Origin of the sequence: Bradyrhizobium sp. CSA112, from assembly GCF_029051645.1 — a bacterium.
GTDB lineage: Bacteria > Pseudomonadota > Alphaproteobacteria > Rhizobiales > Xanthobacteraceae > Bradyrhizobium.
Genome location: NZ_JAACFS010000040.1, coordinates 26,373 through 51,627, shown reverse-complemented (window position 1 = coordinate 51,627; position 25,255 = coordinate 26,373). Strand labels below are relative to the sequence as shown.

The following is a 25,255-nucleotide window of genomic DNA, read 5'->3' as shown; positions in this document are numbered from 1 at the left end:
GGCTCCGGCGCGGCAGCCTTCGCTTGCTTCGCTACGATAGGACTGAGTGTGGCTTGCCCAGCCGTAGCTTGCGAAGCAAGCGAAGGCTGGTGGGCGCGACAGGGATCGAACCTGTGACCCCTACCATGTCAAGGTAGTGCTCTCCCGCTGAGCTACGCGCCCTGGATGGGGACGACCAGTCGTCCCGCTCCAGCTTTAATCGTATTGGGTGGGGTCCGTATATCGGCTCCAAAGCGCCCCGGCAAGGATGCTTCGAGGTAATTTCTGACGTGATTTCGCTCGAAATCGAGACCGAATCAGGCCGCCAGCATCTTGTTCACTTCGCTGACCAGCTCGCGCAGGTGAACCGGCTTGGCCAGCACCTTGGCATTCTTGGGCGCGTCCGAATCGGAATTCAGGGCGACGGCGGCAAAGCCGGTGATGAACATGATCTTGATGTCGGGGTCGAGTTCCGAGGCGCGGCGCGCCAGCTCGATGCCGTCCATTTCCGGCATCACGATATCGGTGAGCAGCATCTCGAACGGCTCCTCGCGCAGCCGCTGATAGGCCGACATGCCGTTATCGTGGGGCGAGACCTGAAACCCCGCGTTTTCCAGCGCCTTGACCAGGAAGCGGCGCATGTCGTTGTCGTCTTCGGCGAGGAGGATCTTGTGCATGGCGATCAGTCATCGAGCCCGGGCTTGGAGGATCATTCCACCCACTAAGCCCGACTGAGGGTAAATTTCGGGTGAAGGGTAGCGGCGTCTTGGCTTGGCAAGCAACGCTATATTTCTGTAGCGCCCCATATCAGGATCGATCAAGGCGGCGCTTTTCGGGCGTTTGCGACACGTTCCAGCAGGACGGCGGCTTTTTTCGCTTGGCAGAATGATTGCGATTACGGACAATGCATCCTTACAAAACCCCTGCCCTTCTCCGGCAGAATCGGTCGCTTGATCGATCGGCCCAAAGGGAATGCGGACATTCAAGGGACGGCGCCCGACGATGACCCAGTTTAATGGCGAGCTGTCGCCCCCGTTCGAGATCGCGGAGCCGGAGCACTGGCGTGCGCCGATCATCTTCAACTCCCCCCATTCCGGCTCGGTCTATCCGCTCGAATTCCTTAACACCTCCCGGATCGACCTTGCCGCGCTGCGCCGATCCGAGGATTCGTTCATGGACGAATTGATCGGAGACCTGAGCGCGCAGGGCTTTCCGACGGTCCGGGTCAATTTTCCCCGCTCCTATGTCGACGTGAACCGCGAGCCCTATGAGCTCGATCCGCGCATGTTCACGGGACGCCTGCCGAGCTTCGCCAATACCCGCTCGATGCGGGTTGCTGGCGGCCTCGGCACCATTCCGCGCGTGGTCGGCGACGGGCAGGAAATCTACCGCGAGCGGCTTTCGGTGGACGACGCGCTGGGGCGGATCGAAACGCTCTACAAGCCCTATCATCGCGCGCTGCGGCGGCTGATCAACAAGGCCCATCAGGCGTTCGGAACCGTAATCCTGGTCGATTGCCATTCGATGCCGTCGGTCGGCGTCTCGCGCGACGAGCCGCGGCGGCCCGATATCGTGATCGGCGACCGCTACGGCACCAGTTGTGCGAGCCTTTTGCCCGATGTCGTCGAGGAAGTCATGAGCAAGCTCGGCTATTCGATCGGGCGCAACAAGCCCTATGCCGGCGGCTTTATCACCGAGCACTACGGCAATCCGGCCAGCGGGCTGCACACCGTGCAGCTCGAACTCAACCGCGCGATCTATATGGACGAGCGGCGGCGCGAGCGCGGCCCTCGCTTTGCGCAAGTGGCCGCCGATTTCGCCGCGCTGGCGCAAGCGCTGGCGCAGGTCCCACTCGGAGATCTCGGCCCGTTCCAGGCGGCGGCGGAGTAGAGGCTCACGCCTAGCCGTCATTCCGGACGTCGCGCAGCGGCGATCCGGAATCTCGTCATTCCGGGTTCGCTTCGCGCCCCGGAATGACGACAGAGCACCCCAAGAAAAAAGGGCCGCTTGAATGAACAAGCGGCCCAAGTCTAGGGAGGAAACGCCCAAGGAGGGCAGCGATAGGGCGAGGCCCTACCGCACCGCAACAATATGCGGCCGCGCTGCACAAAACGCAAGGGCTTTTGGATCGCTGCCGTCCAAAGTGGAACAAGCTGGCAGATCGGCAACACTTCCAATGCATGAAGTTTAAGTAAGTAAAATCAATGCTTTATATGGAAACCCGGCTGAGCCACGGCCTTCGTGCAGTGCTGGTATGCCAAAACTCGCAACTTCGTGATAGCGGGACTAACCAAAAATCCACCCTTAAACGAAGCCTAGTCGAAAGCCGATTCGAAAGCCGATACCTCTGAACGAATGGGATAACGCGCCGTTGGTCGTGCGCGGCAGCGCGGATTGAGCTAGGCAAGAGGCAGTATTTTCATTCCGGTAAGGGACAGCCGTGACGGTCATCGATTTCACAGCCTTCATCGGCCGCCTCGCGACCGCGTCCGGCGAAACCATCCTGCCGTTCTTCCGGACCTCGCTCTCCATCGACAACAAAAGCGCGAGCGATTTCGATCCCGTCACCGAGGCCGACCGCGCCGCCGAAGCGGTGATGCGCCGCCTGATCAAGGCCAACTTTCCACAGCACGGCATCGTCGGCGAGGAATTCGGCAACGAGCGCGAGGACGCCGAATATGTCTGGGTGCTCGATCCCATCGACGGCACCAAATCCTTTATCGCGGGATTTCCGATCTGGGGCACCCTGATCGCGCTGCTGCACAAGGGCGCACCGGTGTTCGGCATGATGCACCAGCCCTATATCGGCGAGCGCTTTTCCGGCGATAGCGGCTCGGCGCATTATTCCGGGCCGTCCGGCGAGCGGCGGCTGACGACGCGGCGCTGCGCTTCGCTGAAGGAAGCGACCTCCTTCACCACGAGCCCACTATTGATGAACGCCGCCGACCGCGAGATCTTTGGCCGGGTCGAGAGTGCGGTAAAGCTGTCGCGCTATGGCGGCGACTGCTATTCCTACTGCATGCTGGCGGCCGGCCATCTCGACCTCGTGGTCGAGACCGAACTCAAGCCCTACGACATCGCGGCCTTGATCCCGATCGTCACCGGCGCCGGCGGCGTCGTCACCAATTGGGAAGGCAAGCCCGCGCAGACCGGCGGTCGCATCGTCGCCGCCGGCGACGCCCGCGTGCATGAGGCCACGCTGAAGCTCTTGAACAGCTAGCGGCACAGCCGCGCAGGACCCCGATGGATGCATTGATCGTCGTCGATTCGATATGCCACGCGGTCGCGTGCCACCACAACTGGGGGTCTGGAGCAATCTGATCACGCAGCGATCGGTCAGGCTCGCGCGTACCGACGAACTCCTGCTTTGACGCGGCCTGGCTCCCGTCGAAACGGCAGGACCTTGCGTCGAGCGGTTCATCGCGTACGATGCCCGCCAACGCGCACAATAGATGCGGGATCGGGGAGCATCATGAGACCGCTGAGCAAGCTGCTTGCCGGACTGACGCTGCTGTTGTTGCCGGTATTGCTGCCGGCCTTGGCCTCAGCCCAGGATTTCCCCACAAAACCGATCAAGCTGATCGTGCCGTTTCCGGCCGGGGGTCCCAACGACATCATCGCGCGCGTGGTGGGCCAGCGCATGTCGGAAATCGCAAAGCAGCCGGTTGTGATCGACAATCGCGGCGGCCAGGCCGGCGTGCTCGGCACCGATGCGATCGCAAAGGCAATCCCCGACGGCTACACGATCGGGATTGTGAGCGCGAGCGCGCTGGTCATCAACCCGACGATGGAAAAGGTGCCCTACGACGTGACGAAGGATTTCGCGCCCGTCACGCTGGTGACGACGGTGCCGGAAATGCTCGTTGTCGCCAGCAATGTTCCCGCCGGCGACATGAAGGAACTGGTCGCGCTCGCCAAGGCGCAGCCGGGTAAACTCAATTTCGCATCCGCCGGCGTCGGCGGCATGCCGCATCTTGCCGGTGAGCTGCTCAAGCAGACGGCCAGGATCGACATCGTGCACGTGCCTTACCGGGGCGCTGCGCCGGCCATCAACGATTTGCTCGGCCAGCAGGTGCAGATGGCGTTCCTCGATTTGCCGGTGCTGCTGCCGCATATCAAGGCGGGCACCCTGCGCCCGATTGCGCTCGGCGCTCCGAAACGCGCATCCACCTCACCCGACGTGCCGACCACCGCGGAGGTCGGCATGCCCGACCTCCTGATCGAAAACTGGTACGGCATGATCGCGCCGGCCGGAACGTCCGAGGCGATCCTCATCACCCTGAACCGTCTCGCCAACGAGTCGATGAACGATCCGCAGGTGAAGCAGAAGCTCGCCGATCAGGGCCTGACGGTCGCAGGTAACACGCCGGCGCATTTTCGTGACTACATCGCAAGCGAAACCCAAAAGTGGGCGCGCGTCATCAAGGCCGCCGGCCTTGCCGCAAGCAAGTAACGTCCGGCTTCCTGTCAGGCCTCTTCAACGCGGTGCCGATTTACGCAGATGCTCGGCCAATTGCTGCGCAGGCCTGGGTAGCGACTTGAAGCTGCGGGCGCAGATCACGAGCCGCCGGTTGGCCCAGGAGTCCCTGATCCTGACAACATTGATCTTCATCGACCGCGCGCAGCGCTTTGCGGCGACCTCAGGCATCACGCCAATCCCGATGCCGGCGGCAACCATCTGGCCGATCGCATCGAAACTGTTCAGCCGCGCTCTAAAGCGCAAACGCGCGCCAAGACGCGCTGCGTGTCCGCTGATATGGGCATGCAGCGCGATCGAGTTAATCAGGCCGATGAAATCGCGCGCCACCACTTCGCTGAAATCGACCTGCCGCCGGTTCGCCAGCTCGTCGCCCCGCCCGGCAACCAACACCAGGCGATCTTCGCTGAACGGCATCCGCTCGATATTGTCCGCAAGCGCATGTTCGGCGGCGAGCCCGAGATCGGCGGCACCGATTACGATGGCGCGAGCGATTTCGGCGCTTTCGCGCTCCTCCACGTCGATCGAAATGTGAGGATGCGCGGCGAGAAACGCAGCCAGTGCCTTCGGCAGATATTCCGAAAGCCCCGATGTGTTGGCGAGAAAGCGCACGGTGGCCTTCGCACCACGGGCAAAGGCCAAGAGATCGCCGCGCATCGCCTCCACATTGTGAAGCACGATCCTCGCATGATCGAGCAGGCTTTCGCCCGCCGGCGTCAGTTCGACACCGCGACGGCCCCGCGTCAGCAACGGCACGCCCAATGCTTCTTCCAGCCCCTTGATCCGCGCACTCGCCGATGCCAGCGCAAGATGAACCTTTGCCGCGCCGTTGGTAATGCTGCGCGTCTCGGCAACAGCGACGAAGAGTTGAAGATCGACCAGATCGAATCGCATAAGCCCTCCTAACCCTCATGGTGAGGAGCGCCGAAGGCGCGTCTCCGGACGATGCTTCGCATCGCCGGGCGAACCATGAGGCCCGGATTTCGCCCGCGGCCATCCTTCGAGACGCGCGCCATGCGCGCTCCTCAGGATGAGGACAATGCGCGCGGCCGGCCCATCACCAGCCTTCGCCCATTCCGAAGGCTGTCTCCGTAACCTCCAGATTGTGCCCGATGCGTCGATGGGTCAAGGTCCGGCCATGTTGGATTCCTTGCTTCTCCTCGTCACCGCTACGTTCCTGCTCGCGGGCTTCGTGAAAGGCGCAATCGGGCTCGGCCTGCCGACGGTGTCGATGGGCCTGCTTGCGGTGTCGATGCCGCCGGCCCAGGCGATCGCCATCGTCATCGTGCCGGCGATCGTCACCAACATCTGGCAAACCTTCGGCGGTCCGTACTTGCGCGATATTTTCCGACGGCTATGGCCGTTGCTGGCCGGAACGGCCGCGGGTGTCTGGCTGAACGCGGGGTCGCTGACCGGGCCCTATGCGCGCTACGCCACGATCGCGCTCGGCCTGCTGCTGGCGATCAATGCCATTATCGGCCTGAGCAAGTTTAATTTCACCATTGCCCGCCGAAACGAAAAATGGGTCGGCGGCATCGTCGGGCTGGTCACCGGCATGATTTCGGCGGCAACCGGCGTACAGGTCATCCCGTCCGTGCCGTTCCTGCAGGCGATCGGGATGGAAAAGGAAGAACTGATCCAGGCACTGGGCGTGTTCTTCACGGTCGCGACCCTGGCGCTTGGTCTCAACCTCACCGGCGCCGGCCTGCTGACGACCGCAACCGCACTGCCGGGCGCGGTCGCCATGGCGGCGTCCTTTGCCGGCATGTTCATCGGACAGGCGGTGCGGACGCGGCTGCAGCCGGATATCTTTCGGCGCTGGTTCCAGATCGGCATGATTGTTCTCGGCCTCTACCTCGCCAGCAATGCGCTCGTGAAACTGATGTCGTAACTTCTCCCGAGGCCATGCAGGAAGCCCGCGAATTCCCTGCGAAGGAATTCTCTGGACAGGCGGACAAGCCGAACCTAGCGCGCCTCCAGCATCGCAACGCGAACGCCGAGATAGACGAACAGTCCGCCGAGCACGCGGTTGATCCAGGCCATCACATTGGCCGATTGCCTGATGCGGCGCGCCGCCCTTGCCGCGAAAGCTGCAACCCCGAGGCACCAGAGCATGCCATTGAAGATGAAGATTATGCCCAAGGCCAGAAAAGCCAGCGTCTTGTGGGCAGACTCCGCGGCCACGAATTGCGGCAGGAAGGCCAGGAAGAACAACGCCACTTTCGGATTGAGCACGTTGGTTAGCGCGCCCTGCCAGAACACGCGGGAAAGCGACGTATCGGCCGCTGCCGCCACCTCCGCAATCGGCTGCGGGCGCGACTTCAGCATCTGGATGCCCGTCAACAGAAGATAGGCCGCGCCGACCCATTTCAGGACCGTGAAGGCGGTCGATGACGCCATCAGCAGCGCCGACAGGCCGATGGCGGCGCCGAATACATGGACCAGGCAGCCGCAGCAGATGCCGATCGCCGCTGCCGCCCCGCCGCGCCAGCCCAACTGGATGCTGCGGCCAATAATATAGGCCGTGTCCGGGCCTGGGGTGACGTTGAGCAGCAACCCGGAGAGGACGAAAAGCCAGAGTTCGTGAATGCCGAGCGTCTCAACCATCATTTTGACCCAACCTGCCCTTATTTTTTGCGCGTGTGCCGATCCTAGACGGTTTGCAGTGCTATCATGAGCAAATTGGGCTTCCGCTAGATTACGCATATTTTATAAACATTGGAATCGGTTGGCGGACCACGTAGTGGTTATGCCGCCCATTCCGGCACCGTTGGGGATATAGTGGGGACATGGAGAGACGCCTGGCAGCCATCGTCTGCGCTGACGTCGCCGGCTATTCCCGCATGATGGGGGCCGACGAGGCGGGGACGCACGCCACGTTCAAGGCCCATCGCACCGCGATCTACCCGATCATCCTCAATCATGGTGGCCGCCTGGTGAAGAACACCGGCGACGGCTTCCTCCTGGAATTTCCCTCTATCGTCGGCGCCATCGAGGCCGCAGTCGCGATGCAGATGGTGATGGCGGAGCGCAACGAGCACCTCCCCGCCGACCGCCTCATGCAATTCCGCATGGGCATCCACATGGGCGATGTGATGGCCGACGAGGACGAGGTGTTCGGCGACGATGTCAACATCGCCGTTCGCCTCGAATCGGTCGCCGAACCCGGCGGCATCGCCGTTTCGGGCAAGGCCTGTCATGAGGCCGGCAAGCGTCTCAGCGTGACGCTCGTTGATGCCGGTCCCCACCGGTTCAAGAATATCGAGGAGCCAATCCATGTATGGACTTGGCAGCCCGCCGGGTCCGACACCAGCAGCATTGCGCCCAAAGCCTCGACCGAAACGTCGGTCACCAATCTTCCGGCCCAGTATCGCACGGCAATCGTGGGCGTGCTGCCGTTCGCGAATCTCAGCGAAAGCGCCGACGAGTATTTTTCCGACGGGCTCACCGAGGACCTGATCCACGCGCTGTCGCTGCAATCGTTCTACCGGGTGCTGAGCCGGAATGCGACGTTCTCGTTCAAGGGCAAGAACGTCAGCACGCGCCTGATCGCGCGCGAGATCGACGCGACCTATCTGATCCAGGGTTCGGTCCGGCGCGCCGCAACCAAGATCCGCGTCACCGCCGAGCTGATCGCGCCCGAGACCGGCGAGCAATTATGGACCGGCCGGCTTGACCGCGACATCGGCGACCTGTTCGCGATGCAGGACGAACTCACCACCAGCCTGTCAGCCGCAATCGCGGCCGAGATCTACCGGGCGGAAGCCTCCGCCCCACCCCGCTCGTCGTCGAACGACATCACTGCATGGGATCGGTTCCTGAAAGGGCTGTCCTACTACTACCTGCACACCAAGGCGGATTACGAAACCTCGATCAGCCTGTTCAAAGAAGCCATCGCGCTCGATCCGACGCTGTCGATCGCGCGCGCCTATCTCGCCACGATCCAGATGCAGGGCATGCAGTTCGGATGGATCAAGAGCACACGCGAATTGTGGGAATCTGCGATGAGCCTCGCGGAAAGCAGCGTCCGGCTCGACCCCCGTTCGTCTTTTGCGTTTCAGATTCTGGCCTTTCTGCACGCAGTGGAAGGACACTACGAGGCGGCAATGGATGCCGCAAAGCGCGCAGTCGGGCTCAATCCGTACGACATGGGCGCCCGCGGCGTGCTCGGCTTTTGTCATCTCACGAGCGGCGAACACCGGCAAGCCATCGAACTGTTTACGATGGCGGCGCAGCAAGGCAACAACGACCCTCGATATCAGTGGGCCGCAGTGAATGCCTTCAGCCACTACCTGCTCGGGCAATATGACGCTTCGCTGTCCTGGGCGCGCGAAGAGCTTTATGTGAATCCCAATCATCTCCAGGCGCTGGCGATACGCGCAGCAGCGTTGGCGCAATTGGGACGAACCGCAGAAGCGGCAAACGCGGCCGAGGTTCTCTTGAGCAACTACCCGACCCTGACCGTCGAGCGCTATTTGCGGAATTTTCACTGGAAGATGCCGGCCGATATTGCCCACTACCGCGACGGCCTTGTGAAAGCCGGCATCCCCTTCAGTAGATTGACACTCGTCGAATCCTCTCCCAAGCTCGCCGCAGATTCCTGAGCGTGTGTAAGCCGGTCGGTTGACACGGCGTCGAATTCCGCCAAAACTTGCTACACGCTGAAGTAGCGCGCCACCGAATTCCTTTTTTCAGAACCGTCATCCGCTTCGCCTTTGGCGGCGGACCGATTTTCATACTTGTCGCTTTGAGGATTTGAAGCCATGTCGGACAACCCCATCGGTACTGCTCCGCCCACCACGCCGGCCGGACAGATTCCCGTTTCCCCCAATAATCCATGCCCGTTTTTGCGCGCGCTGGTCGCCAATGGCTACGTCAGCGGCCACGACGTGCCGCTAGAAAAGCTCACCGAAATGATCGGCCTCGCAAGCGGCGAAACCGGCTCGGCCCAAAAGAGTGTGCGGCTGAAAACCTGGATGGTCGCCGTCATTGCGAACGGCCTCGGGCCGCTGCGCGTCTTGAAGAGCGCGACCTCGGGCGCCGTGCTCGACGAACTGCGCAACGGTCCCCTCGACAAGCATGGCGGCGGCTCGCGCATTCTCGACGCCGGCGCGAAGGTTCATGAAGAGCAGATCGACCGGCTCGCCACCTTCGGCAAGGACTGCAAGGATCCTTCAGGGGGCATCGAACTCGGACTGACGGCGAAAGAGATCGACGCCTTCATGGCCGCCAACATCAAGCGCGACGGCGATGCGGCGCACTGGTACTACCCGATCCTGATGAAGGGCGAATGGCCTGTCCTGCTGAAAATCCTCGGCAAGGGCGAAGGCGAGGCGCGCTACCTCAGCGTCGCCGAGGTCAGGACGCTGTTCGTCGAACGGCGGCTGCCGGAGCGGATCACGGCGCGGCTGCCGAAGCCGTCGGCTGGAAGGACGTAAGCCTCCCTCGATCGTCTCGCGTGTCCCGGACGCGGTGCAGCGTGCAACGCTGCTCCGCAGAGCCGGGACCTACTATCGCAGCGAGTGGACCCCGGATCAGCAGCGCACCACGCCGCAAGGGCGGCGCGCTGCGCAGCATCCGGGGAACGCCATCCGGCAATGACAGCGCGTGAGCGTCATTTGAACAGCGGCGTGCCCGGCACGAAGGCGTCGAACGCCGCCCAGAATTGCGAGCGGTAGCGGTCCTGCTCCTGCAAGATCTCATGCTTGGAGCCCGCAATCACCAGATGTGAGCCGGCGCGCAGGTGGTAGGCGAATTCCTCGATCGCAGCCGTGGAAACGATGGTGTCGTTGCTGGCTGCCAGCATCAGGATCGGCTGGCGGATCTCGGACGGGTAGTTCATGCCGCGAAAGGTATGCATCGCCCTGAATGCGGTATCGGCCCAGGCCACCGTCGGCGAACCGATGCCCAGCGTCGGGTCTTCTTCCAGGATCGCGGCGTTGCGGGCGTAGCGCACGGGATCGCTGGTGAAGGGGTTGTTGATGAAGGATTCCGTTCCGGTCAGCGCGTCGCTGCCGCCCGGTACGTAACGGCCGCCCTGGCCCATCAGCCGCATGGTCCGAAGCAGCGCCCGTGCCGGAAACGCGGTCCTGCGTCCCGGCAGGTCGATCATCGGCGCCGACAGCACCATGCGGTCGAACCAGCGCTTTCCCGCATGCGCGACCCGCAGCAGGACCGCGCCGCCCATCGAATGCGCCAGCGCGAAAAAGGGCGGCGGGCAATCCGGCAGCACCACCTGCTGCACGAAGGTTTCGACGTCCACCTCGAAATCGGAGAAGTCGCGGACATACCCTTTGCGCGGATCGCGCAGGCGGCGCGAGGAATGTCCCTGGCCGCGCCAGTCGATCATCGCCACCGCAAATCCACGATCGCGCAAGTCCCGCACCGTCTCGAAATATTTCTCGATCTGCTCGCTGCGCCCGGTGAAGACGCAGACCGTGCCCTTGCGCCCCGCCGGCGGCGACCAGCGCGCGAACCGCAGTTCCGCACCGTCGGGCGTCTTGATGGTGCCCGAGACGACGTCCTCCGGAACAGGATTGGCGGGGATAGAGACGAGCGTCATGACAAGCAACCGGCTAGGTGAAAAGGGCTGGAAATCAAGGCAGGAGCGCAAAAAAGGGGCCTGTTTCGCCCCTCTTGAACACCGTTTCACCCCTCCCATATCACTTCTGTGCAGGCCGCTACCAGTGTTTCGGAACCGAAACCCAAAGCTCCAAAACGCTGAGGCTGCACGAAGACTAAAGCCCGGCCCGATGGCGGGCGGGTTAACTGAAACAGTCGCTCAATGGAGGACTACCCATGCGTACCTATGATCTCACTCCGTTTTATCGTTCCACCGTCGGCTTCGACCGCTTCTTCAACCTGCTCGATCAGGCGACCTCAGACGGCAGCCCCGGTTATCCGCCCTACAATATCGAGCGCACCGGTGAGAACGCCTACCGCATCAGCGTTGCGGTCTCCGGCTTCTCGCAAGGCGAGCTTTCGATCGTCGCGAAGGAAAACACGCTGACGATCAAGGGCGAGAAAACCGCCAACGAGAACGACAAGGACAATTCTGAAGTGCTCTACCGCGGCATCGCGGCGCGTGCGTTCGAGCGCATCTTCCAGCTTGCCGATTTCGTGCAGGTGAAGAACGCCTCGCTGGAGAACGGCCTGCTCCACGTCGATCTCGTCCGCGAGATCCCCGAGGCCAAGAAGCCGCGCAGCATTCCGATCAATTCGGGCGCCCCGCAGGTGGTCGACGCTTCGGTCGCCGCGTAAGGCGGCCAGCTTTCGGCCGGCATCGGCTGAACGCGAAAACGCCCCGGGAAACCGGGGCGCTTTTTTTGCGCGCAACCCTGATGCGCAATTGTGCAAGGCCTCGCACGGGTCACGTCGGCGTGACAACCGTAACGCTGCTGCTGCTTTGATCGAAGTTCTCAGCGAGCCGGCACAAACGGACACGGAGCAGATCGATGAAGACCTTACAGACACTGACAGTCATTGCCGGCATCCTTGCCGGATCGCTCGCCGCACAGACGGCGCAGGCAGCGGCCGCGGCACCGGTCAAGGCCAAGAACGTCGTGCTGGTGCACGGCGCCTGGGCCGACGGATCGAGCTGGTTGGAAGTCATTCCACGGCTGCAGGCGGCGGGCCTTCACGTCACCGCGGTCCAGAATCCGCTGACCTCGCTGGAAGATTCCGTGGCCGCAACGCGCCGCGCACTGGCGCAGCAGGACGGCCCGACCGTGCTGGTGGCGCATTCCTGGGGCGGCACCGTCATCAGCGAAGTCGGCACCGACCCGAAGGTCACCGGGCTGGTCTATGTCGCGGCGCGCGCGCCCGACGCGGGCGAGGATTTCGTAGCGCTCTCGCAGAAGTTTCCGGCAGGCCCTGCGCGCGCCGGCGTTCAGGAGCATGACGGCTTCACCAAATTGTCCGAGGACGCGTTTCTGAAATATTTTGCGAACGGGGTCGACCGAAAGACCGCGGAAGTTCTCTACGCCGTGCAAGAGCCGACCGCGGCCTCCCTGTTCACCGGCCGCACCACCGCTGCCGCCTGGCGCAGCAAGCCGAGCTGGTACGCCGTGTCGAAGCTCGACTACACCATCAATCCCGACCTCGAGCGGTTTCTGGCCAAGCGGATGAATGCGACGACGGTCGAACTCGAAGCCGGCCACCTGTCGCTGGTCTCGCAGCCCGACAAAGTCGCCGACCTGATCCTGGCCGCCGCCGGTCAGCATGAATAGCTCGCCGCAGTAAAAACGCCGCGGGAAGACCGGGGCGTTTTTGTCTCTGTCGTCCCTGCGAACGCAGGGACCCATACCGCGTGATCTATCAATTAGGCGATATGGCAGACGCCTTCGCAAAACGACCGCTCGTGGTTATGGGTCCCTGCGTTCGCAGGGACGACGATAGAGTCACTCCAGCCCCTGCACCGTGGGCATGTCCTGGGTCGGCGCAATCTGCGGGACGGGCTTTGCTGGGACCGAGCCGGTTGTCACCGGGGCGGCCGCCTGCGCCTCGGTCGACTTCGGAGCAGGCGCTGCCGCCTTCTGGATCGTCGCGGGAGCGGGTTTGGCGGCAAGCGGCTTGGCCTTCGGCACCGGCACGGTGCGGCTCGCAACATGAGTGGCTGGCCGAGACGACCGCGTTGAACCTTGGACTGAACCTTGGGCTGAACCTTGGATCTGGGCCGCCGGCGGAGCCTCCGGAGGTCCCTGGAGAGCGCTCTGCTCCTCGTCGTAATTGTCGCCTATGCGGTACCCGGGCACGAAACGGATAATCCGGCCATTGCGCGCGTCGATCACCAGCCGGCCGTTCTCGCCGCCGCGGTCGTGCACCGCAATCGTGTAGACGACGCCGCGGAGCCTGGGGATGCCGAGCGGCAAGAATCCGTTGTCGCGCAGCACGGAATAAACTTCCGTCGACGGCAGCAAGCCGGGGCCGTATCCGTATTGCGGTCCGGGTGCGTAGCGCGGACCGGGTACGTACTGCCGCCCGGGCACGTACTCCGGCCCGGGAACCGGAGGCGGTGCCACCGCATAGGGGGCATCGAAATCCGACGCCGCCGTGTAAGAAGGCCCGGGCACCTGCGCCTGCGCGCCGCCCGCAAAAAGGACCAGTCCCGCCGCCAAAGATCCCGTGAACAACTTCATCACCGAAAGCTCCTGTAAGTCCGCAGCCGCCGGGCTGAAGCGGGAGCATTTCGCTCTCTCGCCTACCGGCCCGGCCAGGAATTTCCTTGCGAAATTCGGCGGTCCTTGGGCCGGATCGGGGCGCCGCTGCCGCAAACCTGCCACCAGCAGTTTTTCCCGGGCCGCCAGGCGCCGATTCGCATGCCCGCTAAGGACTTTCACGCGCTTGTGTGATAAAGAAAAATTTGGCATGGTCGAAGTTAGGACAGTATCGCTGTCTCAATTGCGGAGCGGTCCCGGCACAGGGATTGCAACGAAACCGTGGCACCACGAGCGCCGGGGCAGTGCAGGCAAGGCCGTTCCTCAGGGACGTTGAACGCCCGGCCTGAATTTAAGAAATTGCGGCTCGCGGAGGACGAGCGGTGGCCCGGTGGGTGCCGCAAGCGTCCAAGGTGCGCCGACGATGCGGTGAGGCCCTTAGCCTGATTGAGAGGAATGAGATGAGCGGGTCGGAATTCGAGCGCGAAAACATCGTGACAGAAACACTGTCGGCGACCGCGGCTTCGAAACCGGCGGACATCGCGCGCGAGCATGACTGGCGTCCGCCGGCCGAGGGCCTGTACGACCTCAGCATGGAGAAGGATTCCTGCGGCGTCGGCTTCATCGCCAACATCAAGGGCCGCAAGTCGCATCAGATCGTCTCCGACGCGATCAGCATTCTCTGCAACCTCGAGCATCGCGGCGCAGTCGGCGCCGATCCGCGCGCCGGCGACGGCGCCGGCATTCTGGTGCAGATCCCGCACGCCTTCTTCGCGCGCAAGGCCGCCGAAATCGGTTTCAAGCTGCCGGAGCCCGGCCACTACGCGATCGGCGCGCTGTTCATGCCGAAGGAGACGGCGTGGCGCAAAGTGATCCAGAGCATCATCGCCGAACAGATCAAGGAAGAGGGCCTCGTGCTGCTCGGCTGGCGCGACGTGCCGTCCGACAATGCTTCGCTCGGCGCAACTGTCAAGCCGACCGAGCCCTACCACATGCAGGTGTTCATCGGCCGCAACGGCACGGCGAAGACCGAGGAAGAGTTCGAGCGCAGGCTCTACATCCTGCGCAAGTCGATCTCGCAGGCGATCTATCAGCGCCGCGACCGCGGGCTCGCCGGCTATTATCCGGTCTCGCTGTCGTGCCGCACCGTGATCTACAAGGGCATGTTCCTCGCCGACCAGCTCGGCAAGTACTATCCCGATCTGCATGAGGAAGATTTCGAGAGCGCGCTGGCGCTGGTGCATCAGCGCTTCTCGACCAACACCTTCCCGACCTGGTCGCTGGCCCATCCATACCGGATGATCGCCCACAACGGCGAAATCAACACGCTACGCGGCAACGTCAACTGGATGGCGGCCCGCCAGGCTTCCGTGCATTCGGAGCTCTACGGCAAGGACATCAGCCGTCTGTGGCCGATCTCCTATGAAGGCCAGAGCGACACCGCCTGCTTCGACAACGCGCTCGAATTCCTGGTGCAGGGCGGCTACTCGCTGCCGCACGCGGTGATGATGATGATTCCGGAAGCGTGGGCGGGCAATCCGTTGATGGATGAGCAGCGCCGTGCCTTCTACGAATATCACGCCGCCCTGATGGAGCCGTGGGACGGCCCCGCCGCGATCGCCTTTACCGACGGCCGCCAGATCGGCGCGACGCTGGACCGCAACGGGCTGCGTCCGGCGCGCTATCTCGTCACCAAGGACGACCGCATCGTGATGGCGTCCGAAATGGGCGTGCTGAAGATCCCCGAGGACCAGATCGTCACCAAGTGGCGGCTGCAGCCCGGCAAGATGCTGCTGGTCGACCTCGAACAGGGACGCCTCATTCCCGACGACGAGATCAAGGCGACGCTGGCCAAGAGCCACCCCTACAGCGACTGGCTGCATCGCACCCAGCTCGTGCTGGAGGAATTGCCCGACGCAGCCACCAAGGGCATCCGCTCCAACCTGCCGCTGCTCGACCGGCAGCAGGCGTTCGGCTATTCGCAGGAAGACATCAACATCCTGATGACGCCGATGGCGGCCACCGGCGAAGAAGCCGCGGGCTCGATGGGCAACGACACGCCGATCTCGGCGCTGTCGGACCGGCCGAAGCCGCTCTTTACCTACTTCAAGCAGAACTTTGCGCAGGTCACCAACCCGCCGATCGATCCGATCCGCGAGGAGCTCGTCATGAGCCTCGTCTCGATCATCGGGCCGCGGCCGAACCTGTTCGACCTGCAGGGCATGGCCTCGACCAAGCGGCTCGAAGTGCGCCAGCCGATCCTGACCGATGCCGACCTGGAAAAGATCCGCTCGATCTCCGATGTCGCGGACACTCATTTCAAGTCGCGTACGCTCGACACCACCTTCCACGCCGGCTTCGGCGCGGCGGGAATGGAGCAGGTGCTCGATGAACTCTGCGCGCGCGCCGAAGGCGCGGTGCGCGAAGGCGTCAACATCATCATCCTGTCCGACCGCATGGCGGGCTCGGACCGGATTCCGATCCCCTCACTGCTCGCCTGCGCCGCCGTGCATCATCATCTGATCCGCACGGGCCTGCGTACCTCGGTCGGCATCGTCGTCGAATCCGGCGAACCGCGCGAAGTGCACCATTTCGCCTGCCTGGCAGGCTACGGCGCCGAGGCGATCAACCCGTATCTGGCGTTCGAAACCATCATCGCGATGAAGGACCGCCTGCCGGGGGCACTCGACGACCACGAGATCGTCAAGCGCTACATCAAGTCGATCGGCAAGGGCCTGCTCAAGGTGATGTCCAAGATGGGCATCTCGACCTATCAGTCCTATTGCGGCGCGCAGATCTTCGACGCTGTCGGGCTCAAGGCCGACTTCGTCGCCAAGTATTTTGCCGGCACCCATACCCGCATTGAAGGCGTGGGCCTGGCCGAAATCGCCGAGGAAACCGCGCGCCGCCATACGGACGCGTTCGGCGACGCGCAGGTCTACAAGACCGCGCTCGATGTCGGCGGCGAATATGCCTACCGCACCCGCGGCGAGGACCACGCCTGGACGGCTGAATCCGTTTCGGCGCTGCAGCATGCCGTGCGCGGCAACTCGCAGGAGCGCTACCGTGCCTTTGCAAAGATCCTCAACGAGCAGTCCGAGCGGCTATTGACGCTGCGCGGCCTGTTCCGGATCAAGACCGCCGAGGACGAGAAGCGCAAGCCGGTGAAGCTCGACCAGGTCGAGCCGGCCAAGGAGATCGTCAAGCGTTTCGCCACGGGCGCGATGAGCTTCGGCTCGATCTCGCGCGAGGCGCATACGACGCTCGCGATCGCCATGAACCGGATCGGCGGCAAGTCGAACACCGGCGAAGGCGGCGAAGAGTCCGATCGCTTCAAGCCGATGCCGAACGGCGATTCGATGCGCTCGGCGATCAAGCAGGTCGCCTCGGGCCGCTTCGGCGTGACGACGGAATATCTCGTCAACTCCGACATGATGCAGATCAAGATGGCGCAGGGCGCCAAGCCCGGCGAAGGTGGCCAGTTGCCCGGCCACAAGGTCGACGCGACGATTGCGCGCGTGCGGCATTCGACGCCCGGCGTCGGCCTGATCTCGCCGCCGCCGCATCACGACATCTATTCGATCGAAGATCTGGCGCAGCTCATCTACGACCTCAAGAACGTCAATCCGGACGGGCAGGTCTCGGTGAAGCTGGTCTCCGAAATCGGCGTCGGTACGGTGGCCGCAGGCGTTGCCAAGGCGCGCGCCGACCACGTCACCATCGCGGGCTTCGAGGGCGGCACCGGTGCCTCTCCCCTCACATCGATCAAGCACGCAGGCAGCCCTTGGGAAATCGGCCTTGCAGAAACCCACCAGACACTGGTGCGCGAGCGGCTGCGCAGCCGCATCGTGGTCCAGGTCGACGGCGGATTCCGCACCGGACGCGACGTCGTGATCGGCGCGCTTCTCGGCGCCGACGAATTCGGCTTCGCCACCGCGCCGTTGATCGCGGCCGGCTGCATCATGATGCGCAAGTGCCATCTCAACACCTGCCCGGTCGGCGTCGCGACGCAGGATCCCGTGCTGCGCAAGCGCTTCACCGGCCAGCCCGAGCACGTCATCAACTACTTCTTCTTCGTTGCCGAGGAAGTGCGCGAGATCATGGCGCAGCTCGGCTACCGCACCTTCGACGAGATGGTCGGCCAGACACAGATGCTCGACCAGTCGACCCTGGTGGCGCACTGGAAGGCCAAGGGGCTCGATTTCTCGAAGCTGTTCGTGCGGCAGAAGGAAGAGACGGGCCAGAAGATCTATCACGCCGAGGCCCAGAACCATCATCTGGAGAAGGTGCTGGACCGCCGCCTGATCGAGAAGGCGCAGGCCGCGCTCGATCGCGGCGCACCGGTGAAGATCGAGGAAGAGATCAACAACACCGACCGCTCAGCCGGCGCGATGCTGTCGGGCCAGGTCGCCAAGATCTACGGCCATGCCGGACTGCCGCATGACACCATTCATGTCAGCCTGAAGGGCACCGCGGGCCAGGCGTTCGGCGCCTGGCTTGCCCGTGGCGTCACCTTCGATCTCGAAGGCGAAGGCAACGACTATGTCGGCAAGGGCCTTTCGGGTGGCCGCATCATCGTCAAGCCGCCGAAAAATTCCGGCATCGTGCCGGAGGAGTCCATCATCGTCGGCAACACCGTGATGTACGGCGCGATCGAGGGCGAGTGCTATTTCCGCGGCATCGCCGGCGAGCGCTTCGCGGTGCGTAATTCCGGCGCAGTCGCGATCGTCGAAGGCGCCGGCGATCATTGCTGCGAATACATGACCGGCGGCATCGTCGTGGTGCTCGGCAAGACCGGGCGCAACTTCGCGGCCGGCATGTCCGGCGGCATCGCCTATGTACTGGACGAGGCCGGCGATTTCGAAAGGCTCTGCAACCTCGCGATGGTCGAACTCGAGCCGGTGCTGTCGGAAGAGATGATCAACGCCGGCACCTACAATCACTCCGGCGATCTCGAGGCGCATGGCCGGGTCGATGTGTTCGCCAATCTGCTGGAGTCCGATATCGAGCGGCTGCACATCCTGATCACGCGCCACGCCAAGCTGACCGGCTCGCAGAAGGCCGCCGAGATCCTCGCGAACTGGAAGGCCTGGCTGCCGAAATTCCGGAAAGTGATGCCGGTGGAATACCGCCGCGCACTGAAGGAATTGAAGGCGAACGCCGACGCCGAGCCGAAAATCGCGATCGGGGCTTAGATACATCAGCCCGTCATTGCGAGCGCAGCGAAGCAATCCATAGCGCCACAAGCCGAACCATGGATTGCTTCGTCGCTAGCGCTCCTCGCAATGACGGAGAGGTGACGGAAATAGAATGGACACAGACGAACGAGAGATGCAGGGGCATCAGGTTTAATGGGCAAGATCACAGGTTTTCTCGAGATCGACCGCAACGAACGCAAGTATGCGTCGGTCGCCGAGCGGGTGAAGCACTATCGCGAATTCGTCATTCCCTTAAGCGAGAAGGACACCCGCGATCAGGCCGCGCGCTGCATGAATTGCGGCATCCCCTATTGCCACGGCACCGGCTCGGTGGCGCCGGGTACGCCGGGCTGCCCGGTCAACAACCAGATCCCCGATTTCAACGACCTCGTCTATCAGGGCAACTGGGAAGAAGCCTCGCGCAACCTGCACTCGACCAACAATTTCCCCGAATTCACCGGCCGCATTTGCCCGGCGCCGTGCGAAGCTTCCTGCACGCTCAACATCGACGACAACCCGGTCACCATCAAGACCATCGAATGCGCGATTGTCGACCGCGCCTGGGACAATGGCTGGCTGAAGCCCGAGATTGCGCCGGCGAAGACCGGCAAGAAGGTCGCAATCGTCGGCTCAGGCCCCGCGGGCCTTGCGGCCGCGCAGCAGCTCGCGCGCGCCGGCCATGACGTCCATGTCTACGAGAAATTCGCCAAGGCCGGCGGCCTGCTCCGCTACGGCATCCCCGACTTCAAGATGGAAAAGCACATCATCGACCGCCGTGTGGCGCAGATGGAGGCCGAGGGCGTGACGTTCCATTACGGCGTCCATGTCGGCGGCACCGAGCAAGGCGCGATCGATCCGCGCGAACTGCTCGCCCAATATGACGCCGTGGCACTGACGGGAGGCGCGGAAGCCGGCCGCGACCTGCCGATTCCGGGCCGCGACCTCGACGGCATCCATTTTGCGATGGATTTCCTGCCGCAGCAGAACCGCCGCGTCTCCTCCGAGCCGCTCGGCAGCGAAAGGGACATCCTGGCTGGCGGCAAGCATGTCGTCGTGATCGGCGGCGGCGACACCGGCTCCGACTGCATCGGCACTTCATTCCGGCAGGGCGCGAGGTCTGTGACCCAGCTCGAAATCATGCCGGCGCCGCCCGAGCACGAGAACAAGGGCGTGACCTGGCCGAACTGGCCGCTCAAGATGCGGACCTCGTCCAGCCAGGCCGAAGGCGCGGTGCGCGAATACGCGGTGCTGACGCAGAAGTTCTCCGGCGTCGACGGCAAGGTGCAGAAGCTGCATTGCGTGAAGGTCGACGACAAGTTCAAGCCGCTGCCCGGCACCGAGTTCGAAATCGACGCGCAGCTTGTACTGCTCGCCATGGGCTTCGTGCATCCCGTGCACGAGGGCATGCTGAAGACGCTGGGTGTCGACCTCGACCAGCGCGGCAACGTCCGCGCCAACACGCAGGACTACCAGACCTCGCTGCCCAACGTCTTTTCCGCCGGCGACATGCGCCGCGGCCAGTCGCTGGTGGTCTGGGCGATCCGCGAGGGCCGCCTGTGCGCGCGGGCGATCGATCAGTATCTGATGGGGACGACGACGCTGCCGCGGTAATGAGAAGCGGGACGGGCCGCGTCCACAATTGTCATGCCCGGACTTGATCCGGGCATCCATCAATCTTCATGGGACTCTTGCGAAGGGATGGATTGCCGGGTCAAGCCCGGCAATGACGCGGTCAATTCTGCAGCCTCACCCCCAGCATCACCACCGTCGACGCCGTGCTGTTGCCCGGCAAATTCGAATCCAGCCAGTCGCGGCGCAGCGTGCCCCTGAGCCAGACGTTGCGGTTCATCTTGTAGATGGCTTCGCCCGAGACCGCGTAGATCTTGTCGCGCCTCGAATTGCCCTGATAGTCGAGCTCTCCCCAGGTGAACTTGCCGATCGCGGTCAGCCAGCGGCGGAAGTCGTGGTCGACTTCGACGGTGTAGATGTGCGTCAGCACGCCCGACGTGCCGGGCAGCGTGGTCTCCGTGATCGTGGTGTCGGAATAGAATTTTGCCGTCGTCAGCGGCGTCGCGGTCCAGACCAGCGAGGACGAGACGAGCAGGCCTTCCAGGCGATCCAGCCTCGGATCGACATAGTCGCGCGCGGCGTAGCCGACGCCGATTTCGCCGGTCAACAGCTGCGAGAATTCGAAGCTGGTGCCGCCCTTGACGTAGCCGCCGCTAGAATCGCGCGCAAAGCCGCCGCGGTCGAGCTTGACATCATGCACGCGGCTGTCGCCCTGCACTTCCACGAACGGCTTCACGCCGGGCCGCAAATCATAGCTGGCGCGGCCGACACCGCCGTATTGGTTGAGGTTGCGATCGTCGTTGGTGGTCGAGGTGCCGTCGGTGAGTTTCGAGTTGGTATAGTCGGTGCGGTCGACGGTGGCGCCGGCGGAAACCTGCAGCCGGTTGAAGGTCTGGTCGACGCCTATAGTCGTGCCAACCGTGGTGAGGATCGGATATCTGGCGAGACCCGCCTGCACGTTCGGGCTTCCGGGATTGTCGGTCGAGACGAACAGGCGGCCTTGCGCCATCAGCCTTGTGTCGCGGCTGACATCGAGCCGGCCGTCGACATGACCGATGAAATTGGGCCGATCGATATCTAGCGGCGCCGACAGCGGCGTGCCGTCCGCGTTCGGCGTGAGGTTGCTGGTATAGCCGGTGAAGGAGCCGCGGAGATCGGCGACCAGCGCATGACGCTCCCAGTCGGAGACCCCGAGGAATTCCGGCGCGATCACATAGAACGGCTTGCCTTGCGCGGGGACGAGCCGGCCAGGATTGGTATCGTAGCCGCCGGAGAATTCGACCGCGGACTTGATCAGAAAACTGCCGGCGTAATCGCCGACCGCGCCGAACGGATCGTCGTCGATCCTGAGGCGCTTGCGCGGCGGCTGTCCCACCACCGTGCCCGCCATCGCCGGCGGGATAGGCGTCTTGTGCGCCGACTCCGACGGCGGAATCGAAAGCCGCAGCCGCGCGTTCGACGCGATCGGCGGCGGTGGACTACCCGGACCGACCGGCGGCTTCGGCTTTGCCTGCCCTGGATAGTATTTCGGCTTCTTGCGCTTGCGGTTCAGCGAGTCGTAGCCCGTATCGGCGGCGCCGTTCGCCGCCGGCAGACCATATTTCGGGATCTGTCCGATCCGCGACGGCGCAGGCTTGTCGCCCTCCTGCAGCCTCGGACTGTTGAGCGCATCGTTGACCTCGGCCGCGGTCCGGCGCAGCGGCGAATCGGGCGACGTGATCTGGCCGGTGCGCTTCGAGCTGAACAGGTCCGGCGTGACGGTTTGCGCGTGCGCCGCGGTTCCCGTTAGGGCGATCAGCACAAGGCACGGCAAGGCTGCGCGAAAGACGCGCGCGCGGTTGATCCGGCCCGTTACTGGCCCAGCCCTCACGTTGAGAAATACTCCAACAAAAACAGATACTTGATTGATACGCATCGAGCGCGCGCGTGAGCACGTCGTTAATGGAGTTAAAACAATTATGGTTAATGAGGCGTTCAGGGCGGTGCCGCGCACGTCGCATCGCCCGGCGGGCCATGCTATGGACGGCTTCGGCGCGAAGCGCCCTCCTCCCCTGGGACAGACATGGCCAATCCAAAACCGCTGATGGCACAATCATCCGGCACCGACTCCGCCGACGCTGCCGTTCAATCGGCCCTGCGCACGCTCGATGCCGAAGGCAGCGGGATCGCCGCACTATCGGCGGCGCTGCAATCCGACCTCCGCACGCCCTTTGTCGCCGCTGCCGACCTGATCCGGAACGCCAAGGGACGATTGATCGTCACCGGCCTCGGCAAGTCGGGCCATATCGGCCGCAAGATCGCTGCGACCTTTGCCTCCACCGGCACGCCGGCGTTCTTCGTTCATGCCGCCGAAGCAAGCCATGGCGACCTTGGCATGATCACGCCCGACGACGTCATCCTGGCGCTGTCCTGGTCCGGCGAGCAGCCGGAGATGAAGAATCTGATCACCTATGCCAAGCGGTTCCGGATACCCGTAATCGCGATGACGGCGGAGCGGGAATCCTCGCTCGCCAAAGCCGCCGACGTGGCGCTGGCGCTGCCCAAGGCGCGCGAGGCCTGCCCGCACAACCTTGCGCCCACCACCTCCTCGCTGATGATGCTCGCGCTCGGCGATGCGCTGGCGATCGCGCTGCTGGAAGGCCGCGGCTTTACGTCGGTCGATTTCAGCGTGCTGCATCCCGGCGGCAAGCTCGGGGCGCTGTTGAAATACACCCGCGACCTCATGCATTCCGGCGACGCTGTGCCGCTGAAGCCGCTCGGCACAAAAATGTCCGAGGCGCTGGTCGAGATGACGTCGAAGGGCTTTGGCTGCGTCGGCATCGTCGATAGCAGCGGGCATCTTGCCGGTATCGTCACCGACGGCGATTTGCGCCGTCACATGGGGCCCGACCTGATGACGGCCACCGTCGACGAGGTGATGACCAGAAATCCAAAAACGATCGACCGCGACGTTCTGGCCGGCGAGGCGCTGGAGATCCTCAACTCCTCGAAGATCACGACGTTGATCGTGACGGACGCCAACAAGCCGGTCGGCATCGTGCACCTGCACGATTTCCTGCGCGCGGGCGTGGCGTAGTTGTTGGATTCGTAGGTCTCGTAGGGTGGGCAAAGGCGCTCTTGCGCCGTGCCCACCGCTTTACGGCACGAGCATGATGGTGGGCACGCTTCGCTTTGCCCACCCTACGATCCCTGCACGCGGGCACAAGTTCGGTCTCTCCCCGTCATTGCGAGGAGCAACGCGACGAAGCAATCCATGCCGTTTCCGCGGGGGTTATGGATTGCTTCGCTCCGCTCGCAATGACGAGTCAGGCCTCTGGAAACCGCGCCGCATTCTCCTCCAGCGGCAGCGTCAGACCATTGGCGAGATACGAAAGGGTACGGTAAAAGCCGCACAGCAGGATGATCTCGAATATCTTCGCATCATCGTAATGCGCCGACAGCGCCGCGAATTCGGCCTCGCTCAGGGTCGCGCGGTCGTGCAGCGCATCGACGGCGGCGATCAGCGCCTGCTCCGCGGCCGACCAGCATCCGTCCGTGGCGGCGCCGAGCACGGTGGCGCGGATTTGCCCTTCCGTCAGGTGCGCGGCTGCACCAAACGTCGCGACATGCACGCCCCATTCGTACTCGCACCCCGTTCGCGCGCAGGTGCGATCGATGACGATCTCACGCTCCCGCAAGCTGAGCGGCCCGCGGTCCAAGAGGCTGCCGGCGCGGAATTTCTCCCAGGCGCGGGCGTTGCCGGCCATGACGCGAAACAACACCAGCGGCGGCGCCCCGCGCATGATGCGGGCGAACTGCTCGGCAATGTCAGGCGCATAAGGCGGCTGCAGCGGCGCGATGCGCGGTGCGGTCTGTGACATCGGCTGACTCCTGTGCTACAAATAATGTAGCATCATGCTACATAATCGGTAGCAGCACGCAAGAGGCTTTCGGATGGCAAAACAGGCCGATATCGCTGGGAAACGGGGCGTACGCGGCTCCAGAACGGGCCGGCCGATCATGGCGCTGCTCGATCTGCTGGGCCGACGCTGGACCTTGCGGATCATCTGGGAGCTGCGTCAGGAGCCGCTGACTTCCCGTGCCCTGCGCACCGCCTGCGACGAGGCCTCGCCCACGGTGGTTCAGGCCAGGCTGTCGGAGCTCCGCGAGGCCGGCCTCGTCGAACTCATGCCCGGCGACGGCTACCGCCTGACGCTGCTCGGCAGGGAGCTGATGGAACGCTTCCTGCCGCTGCATCACTTCGCCGAGCGATGGAGCAGACGGAGTTGAGCGGTCGCTTCTACCTCGCCCCGCTTGCGGGGAGAGGTCGCCGCGCTCTTGCGCGGCGGGTGAGGGGATACAGGTCGATCGATAGAGCTCACTCGCGGATAGAGCCCCTCACCCCAACCCTCTCCCCGCAAGAGCGGGGCGAGGGAGTCAACTACGCAACGGCCACCGTGAGACTCGCGCCATCGGCCTGCACGACCCTGACGCGGCTGCCGGCCGGCACGTCGGGGCCGGCGACGCGCCAGATCGTGTCGTCGATCCGCACCGTACCCGTCCCGCCGACGATCGGCTTTTCCAGGGTGAATTCCCGGCCGATCAGCGCCTCGGTCCGCTTGTTGAGAAACGGGTTGCTCCGGCTGCGGCTCCCCTCGCTGCGCGCAAAGTGCCGCCACGCCGGCACGGCGGCGACCGCGAACACCGCAAACATCAACAGCTGCGTCTGCCAGGACGGGTTGATCGCAAACGACAACAGCCCGGTCAGCAGCGCCGCGAGCCCGAGCCAGAACATGAAGACACCCGGCGCGAGCAGCTCCAGCGCCATCAGGACGAAGCCGAAGATCAGCCAGTTCCAGGCGCCCAACGTAAAGAAAATTTCGGCCATGACACGAACC

The 25,255-nt window shown here is 63.8% G+C and carries 20 protein-coding genes and 1 tRNA gene; 12 read left to right on the top strand and 9 right to left on the bottom strand.

All coding sequences use genetic code 11. The features are described from left to right. Positions 1 to 87 precede the first annotated feature (87 nt). Together GWE18_RS36265 and GWE18_RS36260 are read right to left on the bottom strand one after the other, a co-directional pair. Positions 88 to 162: transfer RNA gene (locus GWE18_RS36265), tRNA-Val, on the bottom strand. Between the two features lie 134 nt (positions 163 to 296). Beyond that, a complete protein-coding gene (locus tag GWE18_RS36260) occupies positions 297 to 656 on the bottom strand; it encodes a response regulator (protein WP_057852005.1) in 360 nt (119 codons plus the stop codon). A 325-nt stretch (positions 657 to 981) separates the two neighbouring features. Between GWE18_RS36260 and GWE18_RS36255 the strand changes: the two genes are divergently transcribed. From GWE18_RS36255 to GWE18_RS36245, 3 genes are all read left to right on the top strand, one after another. Beyond that, complete coding sequence (locus GWE18_RS36255; RefSeq protein WP_275190447.1) at positions 982 to 1,869, top strand: N-formylglutamate amidohydrolase; 888 nt, start codon at positions 982 to 984, stop codon at positions 1,867 to 1,869. Positions 1,870 to 2,419: 550 nt separating this feature from the next. Beyond that, complete coding sequence (hisN, locus tag GWE18_RS36250) at positions 2,420 to 3,199, top strand: histidinol-phosphatase (RefSeq protein ID WP_275190446.1); 780 nt, start codon at positions 2,420 to 2,422, stop codon at positions 3,197 to 3,199. A gap of 252 nt (positions 3,200 to 3,451) precedes the next feature. Continuing rightward, the gene (locus tag GWE18_RS36245) at positions 3,452 to 4,432 is read left to right on the top strand and encodes a tripartite tricarboxylate transporter substrate binding protein (RefSeq protein WP_275190445.1); all 981 of its coding nucleotides are present in this window, start codon (positions 3,452 to 3,454) and stop codon (positions 4,430 to 4,432) included. Positions 4,433 to 4,456: 24 nt separating this feature from the next. On the opposite strand, the gene GWE18_RS36240 is transcribed toward GWE18_RS36245, so the two are convergent. Continuing rightward, positions 4,457 to 5,350 carry a LysR family transcriptional regulator gene (locus GWE18_RS36240; protein WP_275190444.1) on the bottom strand — a complete coding sequence of 298 codons (894 nt, stop codon included), beginning with the start codon at positions 5,348 to 5,350 and terminating at the stop codon, positions 4,457 to 4,459. Positions 5,351 to 5,594: 244 nt separating this feature from the next. Between GWE18_RS36240 and GWE18_RS36235 the strand changes: the two genes are divergently transcribed. After that, complete coding sequence (locus GWE18_RS36235; protein WP_275190443.1) at positions 5,595 to 6,347, top strand: sulfite exporter TauE/SafE family protein; 753 nt, start codon at positions 5,595 to 5,597, stop codon at positions 6,345 to 6,347. Between the two features lie 74 nt (positions 6,348 to 6,421). Here the strand turns inward: GWE18_RS36235 and GWE18_RS36230 are convergent, their stop codons facing one another. Continuing rightward, complete coding sequence (locus GWE18_RS36230; RefSeq protein WP_275190442.1) at positions 6,422 to 7,066, bottom strand: LysE family translocator; 645 nt, start codon at positions 7,064 to 7,066, stop codon at positions 6,422 to 6,424. 179 nt (positions 7,067 to 7,245) lie between these two features. Between GWE18_RS36230 and GWE18_RS36225 the strand changes: the two genes are divergently transcribed. Continuing rightward, positions 7,246 to 9,060, top strand: coding sequence for an adenylate/guanylate cyclase domain-containing protein (locus GWE18_RS36225; RefSeq protein ID WP_275190441.1), 1,815 nt, complete (start codon positions 7,246 to 7,248; stop codon positions 9,058 to 9,060). 159 nt (positions 9,061 to 9,219) lie between these two features. Continuing rightward, entirely contained in the window at positions 9,220 to 9,894 is a 675-nt protein-coding gene (locus tag GWE18_RS36220; protein WP_275190440.1) for a hypothetical protein, read from the top strand. Positions 9,895 to 10,070: 176 nt separating this feature from the next. Here the strand turns inward: GWE18_RS36220 and GWE18_RS36215 are convergent, their stop codons facing one another. Continuing rightward, complete coding sequence (locus GWE18_RS36215) at positions 10,071 to 11,018, bottom strand: alpha/beta hydrolase (protein ID WP_275190439.1); 948 nt, start codon at positions 11,016 to 11,018, stop codon at positions 10,071 to 10,073. A gap of 236 nt (positions 11,019 to 11,254) precedes the next feature. Here GWE18_RS36215 and GWE18_RS36210 point away from each other — a divergent pair, with 236 nt between their 5' ends. Together GWE18_RS36210 and GWE18_RS36205 are read left to right on the top strand one after the other, a co-directional pair. Next, complete coding sequence (locus GWE18_RS36210) at positions 11,255 to 11,716, top strand: Hsp20 family protein (RefSeq protein ID WP_275190438.1); 462 nt, start codon at positions 11,255 to 11,257, stop codon at positions 11,714 to 11,716. A 194-nt stretch (positions 11,717 to 11,910) separates the two neighbouring features. Continuing rightward, on the top strand, positions 11,911 to 12,684 hold the full coding sequence (locus GWE18_RS36205) for an alpha/beta hydrolase (protein WP_275190437.1): 774 nt from the start codon (positions 11,911 to 11,913) through the stop codon (positions 12,682 to 12,684). Between the two features lie 171 nt (positions 12,685 to 12,855). Here the strand turns inward: GWE18_RS36205 and GWE18_RS36200 are convergent, their stop codons facing one another. Beyond that, positions 12,856 to 13,593, bottom strand: a complete 738-nt coding sequence (locus GWE18_RS36200; RefSeq protein ID WP_275190467.1) for a hypothetical protein — start codon at positions 13,591 to 13,593, stop codon at positions 12,856 to 12,858. Positions 13,594 to 14,072: 479 nt separating this feature from the next. On the opposite strand from GWE18_RS36200, the gene gltB reads away from it, so the two are divergent. Both gltB and GWE18_RS36190 read left to right on the top strand, forming a co-directional pair. Continuing rightward, positions 14,073 to 18,806: a glutamate synthase large subunit gene (gene gltB / locus GWE18_RS36195; protein WP_275190436.1), complete on the top strand. Its 4,734-nt coding sequence runs from the start codon at positions 14,073 to 14,075 to the stop codon at positions 18,804 to 18,806. A 156-nt stretch (positions 18,807 to 18,962) separates the two neighbouring features. Continuing rightward, positions 18,963 to 20,420: a glutamate synthase subunit beta gene (locus GWE18_RS36190; protein WP_275190435.1), complete on the top strand. Its 1,458-nt coding sequence runs from the start codon at positions 18,963 to 18,965 to the stop codon at positions 20,418 to 20,420. Positions 20,421 to 20,541: 121 nt separating this feature from the next. On the opposite strand, the gene GWE18_RS36185 is transcribed toward GWE18_RS36190, so the two are convergent. Continuing rightward, positions 20,542 to 22,248, bottom strand: coding sequence for an outer membrane beta-barrel protein (locus GWE18_RS36185; protein WP_275190434.1), 1,707 nt, complete (start codon positions 22,246 to 22,248; stop codon positions 20,542 to 20,544). 192 nt (positions 22,249 to 22,440) lie between these two features. On the opposite strand from GWE18_RS36185, the gene GWE18_RS36180 reads away from it, so the two are divergent. After that, a complete protein-coding gene (locus tag GWE18_RS36180) occupies positions 22,441 to 23,454 on the top strand; it encodes a KpsF/GutQ family sugar-phosphate isomerase (protein WP_275190433.1) in 1,014 nt (337 codons plus the stop codon). A gap of 229 nt (positions 23,455 to 23,683) precedes the next feature. Here GWE18_RS36180 and GWE18_RS36175 read toward each other — a convergent pair whose 3' ends face one another. Further along, positions 23,684 to 24,238, bottom strand: coding sequence for a carboxymuconolactone decarboxylase family protein (locus tag GWE18_RS36175; RefSeq protein ID WP_275190432.1), 555 nt, complete (start codon positions 24,236 to 24,238; stop codon positions 23,684 to 23,686). A 73-nt stretch (positions 24,239 to 24,311) separates the two neighbouring features. Between GWE18_RS36175 and GWE18_RS36170 the strand changes: the two genes are divergently transcribed. Further along, the gene (locus tag GWE18_RS36170; protein ID WP_275190431.1) at positions 24,312 to 24,647 is read left to right on the top strand and encodes a helix-turn-helix domain-containing protein; all 336 of its coding nucleotides are present in this window, start codon (positions 24,312 to 24,314) and stop codon (positions 24,645 to 24,647) included. 151 nt (positions 24,648 to 24,798) lie between these two features. Here the strand turns inward: GWE18_RS36170 and GWE18_RS36165 are convergent, their stop codons facing one another. After that, positions 24,799 to 25,245 (bottom strand): NfeD family protein, encoded by a 447-nt coding sequence (locus GWE18_RS36165; protein WP_275190430.1) that lies wholly within the window; start codon positions 25,243 to 25,245, stop codon positions 24,799 to 24,801. Between the last annotated feature and the right edge of the window lie 10 nt (positions 25,246 to 25,255).